The sequence below is a fragment of the Paraburkholderia mimosarum LMG 23256 = NBRC 106338 genome, from assembly GCF_000739815.1.
In the GTDB taxonomy this organism is placed as follows: domain Bacteria; phylum Pseudomonadota; class Gammaproteobacteria; order Burkholderiales; family Burkholderiaceae; genus Paraburkholderia; species Paraburkholderia mimosarum.
The window spans coordinates 1-10218 of sequence record NZ_BBJJ01000128.1 but is presented as its reverse complement, the minus strand read 5'-3'; the positions used below and the strand labels follow the sequence as shown (position 1 = coordinate 10218).

Genomic DNA, 10218 nt, shown 5'->3' with positions numbered 1-10218 from the left:
CGATCTGACCTCGCTGCGCGCAGCCATCGAACGGCTGCCGTGCTGCGCCACCGATGCGGGTGGCACAGCGCAGGCCGACCCGCTCAATGCCGTGGGTATCGGCCAGTTTTCCGACATCGGCGCAGCGCTGGTGCGGCGCAACTATCGGCGCGATGCGCACGAGTCTGATCTCTCGCAGCGGGTCTTCGGGCGGACACCCGACTTCGTCATGCGCAAGCAGGCGCAGGCGGGCTCGCCGGCGACCTGGATACGGGGATGGCTCGCGCCGCTGCGTTACCAGGGGCAACTGGTTTTCGTCGCGCAGGTCGGCCGTCCCGTCGGCGGCCGTTTCGTGCCCCGCAATGATCCGCATCTCATTCTTCAAGGAAACGTCGACGAGGCGCGCAATTATCTGATCCAGGACCTGATGTACTCCGGCGGTCTCGACAAGCTCGGATTTACGAACGGTGTCGGCGCCGCACCGTACTCACAGCCCCGAACGACCCTCGACGGTGCGACCTACTATACGGACGGACTGCGCGCGGTGGTATTTTTCGCGACGCGGCCGCGCAGCATGTCTGATGTGGAATTTCTCGACTGGGTGCCCTACCTGAGCGAGCACGACATCCCTCCCCCCGGAGACCCCGCCGATGCACACCAGTGACTCGAAGCCCGCATCGCCGGTTGCGCGAGCGGCGCGCCTGCCTGCCCCCACCCGTATGCGGTGCTGTAACCGCATCGTGCTCGCGACGCTGGCAACTTGCGCCTTGCTGGGAGCGTGCGCGACGAAGCCGCTCATCCCGTATTCGACCGATACGCCACCGCTGGCGCTCATGCCTGCAGCTCAGGCGGGAATACAGGATAAACGAGGGCGTTTCCGCGAAGTTTATTGCGCAGTCCTGAAAGCACGCGGCACCGGGTTGCCCGATTACCGCCCCTGTGAAGACGCACTGACCCGCGTGGGCACCGAGCCCGCCGGCACCGGCAAGCCCGTCGAGCTGGGTCTCTCCCGGCGACACCTCATCGCCGCGGTCGTGCCCGGCATCGGCTATGACTGTTTCAAGCCATGGCTCAATCCACCAAACACCGTTGTGACACATCTACGCCAGTTTGGCTTTGACGCGACGTTGCTTGACGTCGACGCGTTATCCAGTTCAGCCAATAACGCCCGCCAGATTCGCGACGCGCTGATGGCCATGCCAGCGCCTGAGGGCCCGCCGCGCATCGTGCTGGTCGGATATTCGAAAGGAGCTCCCGACCTTCTCGAAGCGCTCGTCGCGTATCCAGAAATTCGAAGCCGCGTGGCGGCGGTGGTGAGCGCCGCCGGTGCGATCGGAGGATCGCCGCTCGCCAACGATGCCGAACAGTACCAGGCCAATCTGCTGAAATACGTTCCCGGCGCAACTTGCACATCGGGCGATGGCGGCGGTGTGCAAAGCCTGCGACCCGCGACCCGCAAGGCATGGCTTGCACAGCACCCGCTTCCGGGTGGTTTTCATTATTACTCGGTCGTCACATTCCCACAGCCCGACCGCATTTCGTCAATTCTCGAATCGAGCTATGAGAAGCTCTCTCGTGTCGATGCGAGAAACGACAGCCAGGTCATCTTTTACGATCAGATCGTACCTGGAAGCTCGCTTCTTGCTTACGTCAATGCGGATCACTGGGCGTTGGCGGTGCCAATCGCCCGGACGCATCCGACGTTAGGCGCTCTCTTCGTCACGCAGAATGCGTACCCACGCGAGGCGCTCGTGGAGGCCATCCTGCGCTTCGTGGAGGAGGACCTGGATGAGCCCGCCCGGTGAACCCTGCGGGGGGAAAGTCATGACATTGCATAGCAGTACATGGAGCGGCTCAAAGAAGAGGTTGTCAGAGCACATAGCGTCTGACGACAGCGAAAACCTCATCTCGTATTCCGCTTCCTTGTGTGGAGGATTAGACGCTGACCATCAACGTCCATAGCGGAAACAGCATCGTGATCCACAGCCAGCCCCAGATAACAAGTAGAAGTGCCAGGCTGCACGCATACCCGATCAATGCGATCCAGCGAGGGAAAATTGCCGTGCGCATCGCAATGACGCAGGCCGCCCCCATGAAAACGCCCGCCATCTTAATGGCAAAGACGTTCATAAACGCGTAGACCACCTCCCTTGCAAAAAAATACATTTCGTTGCTAACCCCGACGTCGGATAGCACGCTGGTGGCACGCACGATCGCCCCAGCTACAGCCGCCGCTGCGAACAGGCTTGCCACGAAAAGTAATCCTATGCCGAAAAAGACGGTGCCAAAAAGCCTGTCTTCCAGCACGCCTATGCTGTCTCGCAGCACGCCGAGTAACCAGAGGAACGCGACGCCGGAAAATGGAATGAGGTGAAGTGCAAGGAGAAGGCATTGCCGAGGTGCGCTTTACGCGCAGGTGGCCACCGACCTGCTGCGCGAAGTCACCAGCCCACTGGAGCTCCTGCCCTCCGAATAGACCGGCCCCGCAGGACGTCCCGTGCTTGAGGTCGCGGACATCTTCCGCGCCCGCGGGCCAGCATGGCGAAACACGGTACGACCGAGCCCGGGGCAACTAAAGGTCATGTCGACCATCGTCGGTTTCGCGTCAATGCGGCCCACGAGCGGACGCGCGTTCATTGAACTACAAGGCTGAAGACATGCCGCCCCCCGCCCAGCGATATAGTTTGGCTACTTTTGAAACATGCGAGCCGATCGTCGGCCAGCACCGCTAGCGCATGTACCGAGTGCGATTTGATGAGCGCGGTGTCAAGCGGTTCTCCCGTCACCAACCGTTGTGCCAGTGGTGATGTTCCCAACCCTTGTGGCAACCACCGCCCTGGCAATGACCATAACCGTCGACGACGCGACGCGCCTATCGCGCTGCATCCTCGCAGATGTTGACCGGCGCTTTCGCCGGAGTGACCGGTCATGTCGATCTCGATGAGGTGCCCATGTTGTTGCGCGGAGAGCCTTTTCTACTCTGGAGACCGTCGATCAGCACGGCACGGGACTACGACGGGCCGCCCGCGACCGCCCTGCCCCTGCGCGATGTGTTGCGCTCCAGTCTCATATACAGGTTCGCCGCCACGATACCGAAGACGATGTGAACGAACAGGCTGGCCCAGTTGCGCGCCTCTGCGAACCATGGAAAAAGCCGTGTCATGCCGTAGAAATTAATAAGGTAAACGGCTACAGCGAATGCGCCACCCGCCAGTGAAGCCATTCCCCAGCTCGAGTCCAGGTCGAATGACGTCATGACCAGACCGAGGGCAAGTGCGAATACGATGGCGAGGCCAAAATGCACCACGAAGGCCGCGAGCACGATGCCAGGCGAGAAGGCTTGCGGCGATTGCAATGCGCCTCGTCCCAGAATGATCGCGGCGACCATGCGTGGGGGCTCCAGCAGACTGCCGCCAGTCGTCAGGGCCATCAGGACGACCCCTAACACCAGGAATACAGTGCCGGCGATGACGCCTGCCAGCACGGCTGCGCGCCAGTCGAGCCGGCCGTATGTGAAATGATGGAAATCCATGTGAAGTTGCACAATTTATCTCCTGATTGATTCGGAGCGAATTTCAGCTAAAAACGCCTTCAAATCAGGCGTGCTTCTCACTGAATTCGTTGAGCGGCACAGGCTGCTTGAGCGGATCGAAGTCGGCCCACCGCCCTTGTTGCCAGCGGCCAGTCGCGCGTTCGATCGCCGCGCCTCCCGCATCGCGCAGCACCCGTGCGGCGTCCAACTGGCTGTCCGGCGACACGTGTACGGCCACCAGCACGCCGGATTCACGTGTTTCTTCGTTGCTGGCTTCACGCGTGCGCACCATCGCTCCGAGCAATGAGCCGACATACGCACTCACCCCAGTCGCGATCAGCGACACGATAAGCGGTGGCGAAAACACTGCGAAGACCCCGACGCCGACCAGGGCGCCAACCACTGCGCCAATCGTGACGCCTATCTCGGCACCCCCCGGCGCCTCCCTCGCGTTTGCGTCGGTGACGGTTTCGAATCCGTGCTGGCCGGACGGATTGACGAAAAACAGTGTGACGTCCTCCTCGACGAAACCGGCAGTGATGACCCGTCGTGCCGCGTCTTCAGCTGCGGGGAATGTCGTAAAGCGTGCTGCGACGATGAGTGACATGTGGCCTCCTTCCATCGTTGACTAGCGGTTGCAGGCGTACCACCCCACCTCACCCGCGCCGACATATGTGCATGCGATGGCACGCGTCGGGACTATGTCGTGGTGCCGCGATCGGGTTCCATGCGGTCCACTCTGAACAGGCCGCTATACACCATTACTCCTTGCGGCTGTGGCGCAAATTGCCGCTCGGGAGCGAAAAAGCGGTTGATTCACCGTGTCTCGTCGGTACGGCCGTTGTCTTCATTGTGCAAACGCGCAATCAGAATCGCGATGGGTCAACCTCCTCAATTCGAGGTAGGTGCCTCGCCAGGTGTCGCGGTGCATCGGGATAACTGTTCGCCGCTCGTGCGTAACATCGAGCGGCCTGACTTCTTCCGGACGACGCAATGCGACCGTTCAATGGCAGTCTGCTCGTACGCTCGTTCGTCCGCATGTGCCCTACGCATTCCCGGCGCCCTGTTCCGATGGCTTATCGAACAGCGTGAAGTCCTTATTAATTCGTTCGCCGGCGTGGAGGTTTGTGACGAAACGTGCACATCGCCTGGCATATCCATTTGACACCTCATGCAAGAACGATCAACCAGATCCTCAATGACGAGGGCACGCAACCACAGCGCAGCCTTGCTTCGCGCGACTCGTGTCCTGCTAAAACGAGATAGGTCTTCGAATATTCCCGGCGTGTTGTGCGGTCCGCGAGAATGAGATGGGGTTGACCGCGCCGTCGAACGCACAAGCGTCGACGTCCGCCTTCAGCTGACAATATGCTTACATTTTTGCAATCGCAAGGTATCCGAAAGAACGCGTGGATAGATGAGTGGGGTTGAGGGTGGCTGCTGTGAATGAGTACAGTCGGCCAGTTTGGGTCATACGTTACGAGTCAGCAGCGGACACCCGAATGTCCGATTTGTACAAGAACACCGTCGTTGCCTTCCTCGCCGTCCGTCGGCACAACGTTTTATCCTTCGCGAATGTGAATGGCAATGCAGGTACAACGGATTATTCCACTTTGCACCTCTCGGTGTTGGTGAAAACCAGGGTCGGCATCTCAAGCCTTTGCCATCAGCCATGGCGGACGATTGACCACCGCTGAGGCGATCGATCCGCGAGTCGCAGACGCGCCGGGCGGCGCTCCAATCACGCAGAGCGCCGCGTGCAGCCTACGAAATCAGAAGCTGTGACGAATTGCTGCGCGCACCACTACCTGCCGGGAAGTCGACGAGAGATCCTGAGCACCGGGCACATAAGCCCGGTCAAGCGACGAGCCAGTCTTGTCGCCCGCCACAAGCTGGAATACGCTTTGCAGATACACGTCAGTGCGCTTCGAGAGGTTGTAGTCGAACATCAGCCCCACCGAATGGATCGAAGGATTCACACTGCCTGTCGTCGCGTCGTAGTGCACGAGCGTGTAGGCATAGTCCGCGCCGGCGTAAAAAGCCGGCGTGAACTGGTATCTCCCGTTCACCTCGAAGTTCTGATACCTGAGCGACGTCACCCGGCCGCCGGCGAGCGGCCCTGTCACCGGCTGGATCGTCTCGTCTCCCGCGAGATACCCAACGTTCGCCACAGGCTGGCCGATGTACGTATTGGTATACGCGAAGCCGACCGTTGCCGACCCAGCCGTATAGGCCACGCCAGCGCCGAATATCTGCAGCCGCGACGAAGCGAAATTGCCGTCAGCGCCGTTGGTGCTGCTCGCGCCTGCAATCGCGCCGCCAGAGGTCAACGCGGGGTTGCTGGCGTTCAGGTAGGCCGCCGCGATGAGCCAACTCCCCGTCGTATATTGCGCGCCCACGCTCACCGCGCGGTTGTTCGCGAAGTTCGTGTCGTTGCTGAAACTGTACGTGCCGCCGAACGAGAAGCCGCCACACGTCGGGCTCGCGTATTTGATCGTGTTGTTCAGGCGAAACGTGTTATCGGTGTTGTCGTTGTCGTAGGGATGCGAGAAGAGGTAGCCGCCCCAGCTGCCGTTCGCCGTGGTCTGTGCGAGATAGTCCACCACTGAGTCGTACTGGCGCCCGAGCGTGAGCGTGCCGTAGCGCTCGCTGGCGAGACCGACATACGCCTGGCGCCCAAAGGCGCGGCCGCCTTCTGCCAGTGCACCGTTGCTCGCATTGAAACCGCTTTCGATCTGAAAGACCGCGCTATTGCCGCCTCCCAGGTCTTCAGTACCCTTCAGCCCCCAGCGGCTTCCTTGCGCATAGCCGCTCGTCATTTCGAAGACGCTGTGGCCGCCCACGTTGTTCGTGTAGTCGACACCCTCGTCGATCAGACCGTAAAGGGTCACGCTGCTTTGCGCGAAGGCCGGAGCCGCGACGCCACAGAACGCCATGACGCAAAAGATTTTCCTCGTCTTCATTTGTTTTCCATTTTTCATCAGGCATGCTTATCATTACATAGAGGCGTGGGTCCTCTTGTCCTCGCCAACGCGGGCCACGTGTCTTGCGCCCGCGTTAGCTGATTACTCAGCTCCTTCCCGCTTTATTTCGCACCGTAGATGTCAAAGTCGAAATACTTCTTGTTGATGCGCGCGTAAGTGCCGTTCGCGAGAATGTCAGCGAGTGCGCCATTGAAGGCATCGCGCAGTTCGGTGTCCTGCTTGCGCAGGCCGAGGCCATCGCCCTGACCAAAGAACTTCGGGTCGTCGATAGCCTGTCCCGCGAACATGAAGTCCTTGCCCTCGGGCCGTTTCAGAAAGCCGTCGCTTGCGGCGATCGATGCCTGGAACGCGGCGTCAAGGCGGCCCGATGTCAGGTCGGCGTAGACCTGGTCCTGGTTTTGATAGGGGACGATCTCCACACCCGCGGGTTGCCACTTCGCGCGCGCGTAATCTTCCTGACTCGTGCCCTGCTCCACGCCCACGCGCTTGCCCTTGAGCGAAGCCGCGTCAGGCAGGAGTGGCGAGCCGCGGTGCACGACGAGCCGCGCAGGCGCATTGGAGATCTTGTTCGTGAACGCGATCTGCTGCTCCCGCTTGGGCGTGATCGTCATCGACGAAGAGATGACATCGAACTTGCGCGCGATGAGGCCTGGAATCATGCCGTCGAAGCTCGTTTCCACCCACAAGCAATGCGCGTTCAGTTGCGCGCACAACGCATTGGCGATATCGACGCCGAAGCCCGTGAGCTTGCCGTCCGGCGTCTTGTATTCGAGTGGCGGATACGTGGGATCGACCGCGAGCCGAATCTCCCGGCCCTTCAGATCTACCGCGTGCGCCTGGCCCGCCGTTGCCGCCGCAGCGAGGGCCATCGAGAGCGCCATCGTCCATTTCTTCATTGCCCGTCTCCTTCCTGTTGTTTAAGTTGCTTCGGTGGTTTCAATGCTTATTGCAGAATGTGCTCTGCAAGCTTGATCCAGTAGCTCGCGCCAATGGCGAGGCTCGCGTCGTTGAAGTCGTAACCAGGGTTGTGCAGCGAGCAATGCTGCTCGCCGTCGCCGTTGCCGATCGAGAGGTAGCTGCCGGGGCAGCGCTCCAGCATGCACGCGAAGTCCTCGCTCGCCATGAGCGGGCGCAGGCCGTCGATCAGCAACTCCGGGCCGCCCCATTCGAGCGCGACGCGGCGCGCCACTTCGGTTTCGTCGCCATGGTTGACGAGCACCGGATAGTCATGGCGATAGTCGATCTCCACGCGCGCGCCGTAGCTCGCGGCTTGGCCCTGCGCCAGTTCGCGGATGCGACGCTCCAGCAGCTCACGCACCCGCGCCGAAAGCGCGCGCACGCTCAGATGCAGATCGGCATGCGGCGCAATGACATTCGAGGCGCTCCCTGCATGTAGTGCGCCGACGCTGACAACAGCCTGCTCGTGCGGCGCCACGTTGCGCGCCACCACGCTTTGCAGTGCCATGACGATCGACGCGCCGACCACGACGGGATCGATCGTCTGCTGCGGCGCGGCCGCGTGCCCGCCGCGGCCGATCACGCGGATCGTCACCTCGTCGGCGGAGGCCATGAAAGCGCCGCTGTGAAAGCCGATTTGCCCCGCCGGAAAGCCGGGTACGTTGTGCATCGCGAACACGGCGTCGCAAGGAAAGCGTTCGAAAAGGCCGTCTTCGATCATCTTGAGCGCGCCGCCCAAGCCTTCTTCCGCGGGCTGAAAGATTAGGTGAAGCGTTCCGCGCCATTGCGCGTTTTGCGCAAGGCAGCGCCCCGCCGCCAGCAGCATCGCCGTGTGCCCGTCATGGCCGCAGGCATGCATCACGCCGTCGCTGCGGCTTGCGTAGGGCAGGCCCGTCGCCTCGCATATCCGCAGCGCGTCCATGTCAGCGCGCAGCCCGAGGCTGAAGCCACGACCACGCGTCATCGTCCCGACCACGCCGGTGCCACCCACGCCGCGCGTCACGCGGTAGCCCCATGCATCGAGCTTTTCGGCGACGAGCGCACTCGTTGCATGTTCTTCGAAGCCCAGTTCGGGCTGCGCGTGCAGTTCACGGCGCAGCGCGATCATTTCCGCTTCGATTGCCGCCACCTCCGGCAACACCCACTGTCTGCTCAATTCGTCTCCTCCGCCTTTGGTGCATCGTGGAGAGAATCGTATGCAGCGAAAATCACGGAGAACAGCCAGCGTTTTGTTATGATGACAACCCATAGTTGTCACCTCACTCTATGAAACTGCATCAGCTAGAGGCCCTCGTGGCCAGCGCGGAAGCTGGCAGCATTCGCGGCGCGGCCCGTGCGCTCGGGCTTTCGCAGGCGGCCGTCACGCGCGCGCTGCGCGAACTGGAGGCCAGCGAGCGCCTGCCGCTCCTGATCCGCGCGCCCGAAGGCATCACGTTCACCGAGCACGGCAAGGTCCTGCTCACGCACGCTCGCCTCGTGCTCAATCAGCTGGAGCACGCGCACAACGATCTGGAGCGTTTGAGGGGACGCGTGGAAGGCGGCCTCATGGTGGGCGTCACGCCGTGGATTACGCTGACCTTTCTCGCGGAAGCCGTTCGGCTCTTTCGGGAGCGCATGCCCGATATCCGCCTGGAACTCGTCGAAGGGCTGATGGCCGTGGCCCAGCCGCTGCTGCGCGATGGCAGCATGGACTTCGCGGTCGGCCAGTTGCAGCCCGGCGCGAGCACGCAGGAGTTTGCCTGTGAGCCCGTGCTGACTTACGAATCGTCTGTGATGGTGCGCGAGGGGCATCGCAAGGCGAGAGCGCGGTCGATTCACGACTTGCTCGACGAAGATTGGGTGCTGAACTTCGCACCTGACGGCGAGGCCGATCTGGTCGACTATCTGTTCACGCGCCAGGGCGCGCAGATCGACGCGCGCCGCATCGTGCGTGCACAGTCGGTAGCGACGTTGCAGACCATGGTCGACCAGGCCGACATGTGCACGTGGAGCCCGACGATCCTGTGCCACGTGCCGCCGTTCGGCGGCCGCCTGCAGTCGCTCAACCTGCGCGAGACGTTTGAGCCCCGACAACTGAGTATCGTCACGCGCCGCAACAGCACGCTGAGCCGCGCTGCGGTCGCCTTCGTCGAATGCCTGCTTCAGGTGATACGGCGGCACGCGCGCTCGGCGAAGAAAGAAGACCTCGCCCTGTTCAAAACCCTGGAACTATTGATTTAGCACCCGAGAGTGCGTCCAAGTGAGTGACTTCTCAGCACCATGAACGGCCATCACCCCAAGCGAAAGCGAATGGCCGAGTTGGGTCGGTTATGCCTATTGCATGAGACGTGGGCCGGGGGCGACGCAGTGCGGGCCATGAAGAGACACTTTCGGACCCCTGTGATGGCGTCATAAAGCCCGTTCGCCGTCCAACCCGATATTTTGCACGGTATCCGCGTTCACCTACCAACAAGGGTTTCCCCGAGGGCGTCAGAGCAGTTTCATTCAAGGCATCACGCACGGCCTGTCACACAATCGATAACGAACTTTCCTCTGGCGCCCACGCGGGCCTCTGCTGTGCTCTGCGCTGCCTGTGGCGCCCGGGCGGGACGGCATGGTGGCGATGAATGTGACTCCTGTCATCCGGGAGCAGCAACAATATTTTGATACGTAGCTCACTCGTGCGGAGATATAGGATGACTAATCGAATTGCAATTGTAACGGGCGGATTGGGTGGCCTCGGCGAGGCGATCAGCGTCAGGCTCCATGCCTCGGGTTACCGGGTGA

The 10218-nt window shown here is 61.6% G+C and carries 10 protein-coding genes and 1 pseudogene; 5 read left to right on the top strand and 6 right to left on the bottom strand.

Annotated elements, in window-relative coordinates; genetic code table 11:
* The coding region (locus BMI01S_RS34775; protein WP_042292414.1) for an LssY C-terminal domain-containing protein at nucleotides 1–643 on the top strand (643 nt) is incomplete at its 5' end.
* A gap of 55 nt (nucleotides 644–698) precedes the next feature.
* On the top strand, nucleotides 699–1784 hold the full coding sequence (locus BMI01S_RS34770) for a lipase family protein (RefSeq protein ID WP_036046994.1): 1086 nt from the start codon (nucleotides 699–701) through the stop codon (nucleotides 1782–1784).
* 130 nt (nucleotides 1785–1914) lie between these two features.
* Here BMI01S_RS34770 and BMI01S_RS34765 read toward each other — a convergent pair whose 3' ends face one another.
* The 3 genes from BMI01S_RS34765 to BMI01S_RS34755 all read right to left on the bottom strand — a co-directional run bounded on the left by BMI01S_RS34765 (nucleotide 1915) and on the right by BMI01S_RS34755 (nucleotide 4118).
* Nucleotides 1915–2307, bottom strand: coding sequence for a hypothetical protein (locus tag BMI01S_RS34765; protein ID WP_051381598.1), 393 nt, complete (start codon nucleotides 2305–2307; stop codon nucleotides 1915–1917).
* Between the two features lie 682 nt (nucleotides 2308–2989).
* The gene (locus tag BMI01S_RS34760; RefSeq protein WP_154671474.1) at nucleotides 2990–3511 is read right to left on the bottom strand and encodes a hypothetical protein; all 522 of its coding nucleotides are present in this window, start codon (nucleotides 3509–3511) and stop codon (nucleotides 2990–2992) included.
* Nucleotides 3512–3575: 64 nt separating this feature from the next.
* Nucleotides 3576–4118 (bottom strand): membrane protein, encoded by a 543-nt coding sequence (locus BMI01S_RS34755; protein WP_028232814.1) that lies wholly within the window; start codon nucleotides 4116–4118, stop codon nucleotides 3576–3578.
* An 895-nt stretch (nucleotides 4119–5013) separates the two neighbouring features.
* On the opposite strand from BMI01S_RS34755, the gene BMI01S_RS42205 reads away from it, so the two are divergent.
* Nucleotides 5014–5208, top strand: coding sequence for a hypothetical protein (locus tag BMI01S_RS42205; RefSeq protein WP_154671473.1), 195 nt, complete (start codon nucleotides 5014–5016; stop codon nucleotides 5206–5208).
* 75 nt (nucleotides 5209–5283) lie between these two features.
* Here BMI01S_RS42205 and BMI01S_RS34750 read toward each other — a convergent pair whose 3' ends face one another.
* From BMI01S_RS34750 to BMI01S_RS34740, 3 genes are all read right to left on the bottom strand, one after another.
* The gene (locus tag BMI01S_RS34750; protein ID WP_028232813.1) at nucleotides 5284–6474 is read right to left on the bottom strand and encodes a porin; all 1191 of its coding nucleotides are present in this window, start codon (nucleotides 6472–6474) and stop codon (nucleotides 5284–5286) included.
* A gap of 122 nt (nucleotides 6475–6596) precedes the next feature.
* Nucleotides 6597–7391: an ABC transporter substrate-binding protein gene (locus tag BMI01S_RS34745; protein ID WP_028232812.1), complete on the bottom strand. Its 795-nt coding sequence runs from the start codon at nucleotides 7389–7391 to the stop codon at nucleotides 6597–6599.
* Nucleotides 7392–7438: 47 nt separating this feature from the next.
* Nucleotides 7439–8560: a M20 aminoacylase family protein gene (locus BMI01S_RS34740; RefSeq protein WP_407669106.1), complete on the bottom strand. Its 1122-nt coding sequence runs from the start codon at nucleotides 8558–8560 to the stop codon at nucleotides 7439–7441.
* Nucleotides 8561–8718: 158 nt separating this feature from the next.
* On the opposite strand from BMI01S_RS34740, the gene BMI01S_RS34735 reads away from it, so the two are divergent.
* Nucleotides 8719–9672: a LysR substrate-binding domain-containing protein gene (locus BMI01S_RS34735; protein ID WP_028232810.1), complete on the top strand. Its 954-nt coding sequence runs from the start codon at nucleotides 8719–8721 to the stop codon at nucleotides 9670–9672.
* 455 nt (nucleotides 9673–10127) lie between these two features.
* Nucleotides 10128–10218: pseudogene (locus tag BMI01S_RS43525) on the top strand (beta-ketoacyl-ACP reductase); the annotation flags it as partial.

What these genes read in the sequence shown, in the direction of transcription:
- BMI01S_RS34770 (WP_036046994.1), top strand. Translation starts at nt 699, where the DNA reads ATGCGGTGCTGTAACCGCATCGTGCTCGCGACGCTGGCAACTTGCGCC.
- BMI01S_RS34760 (WP_154671474.1), bottom strand. Translation starts at nt 3,511, where the DNA reads ATGGATTTCCATCATTTCACATACGGCCGGCTCGACTGGCGCGCAGCC.
- BMI01S_RS34755 (WP_028232814.1), bottom strand. Translation starts at nt 4,118, where the DNA reads ATGTCACTCATCGTCGCAGCACGCTTTACGACATTCCCCGCAGCTGAA.
- BMI01S_RS42205 (WP_154671473.1), top strand. Translation starts at nt 5,014, where the DNA reads ATGTCCGATTTGTACAAGAACACCGTCGTTGCCTTCCTCGCCGTCCGT.
- BMI01S_RS34750 (WP_028232813.1), bottom strand. Translation starts at nt 6,474, where the DNA reads ATGAAGACGAGGAAAATCTTTTGCGTCATGGCGTTCTGTGGCGTCGCG.
- BMI01S_RS34745 (WP_028232812.1), bottom strand. Translation starts at nt 7,391, where the DNA reads ATGAAGAAATGGACGATGGCGCTCTCGATGGCCCTCGCTGCGGCGGCA.
- BMI01S_RS34740 (WP_407669106.1), bottom strand. Translation starts at nt 8,560, where the DNA reads ATGATCGCGCTGCGCCGTGAACTGCACGCGCAGCCCGAACTGGGCTTC.
- BMI01S_RS34735 (WP_028232810.1), top strand. Translation starts at nt 8,719, where the DNA reads ATGAAACTGCATCAGCTAGAGGCCCTCGTGGCCAGCGCGGAAGCTGGC.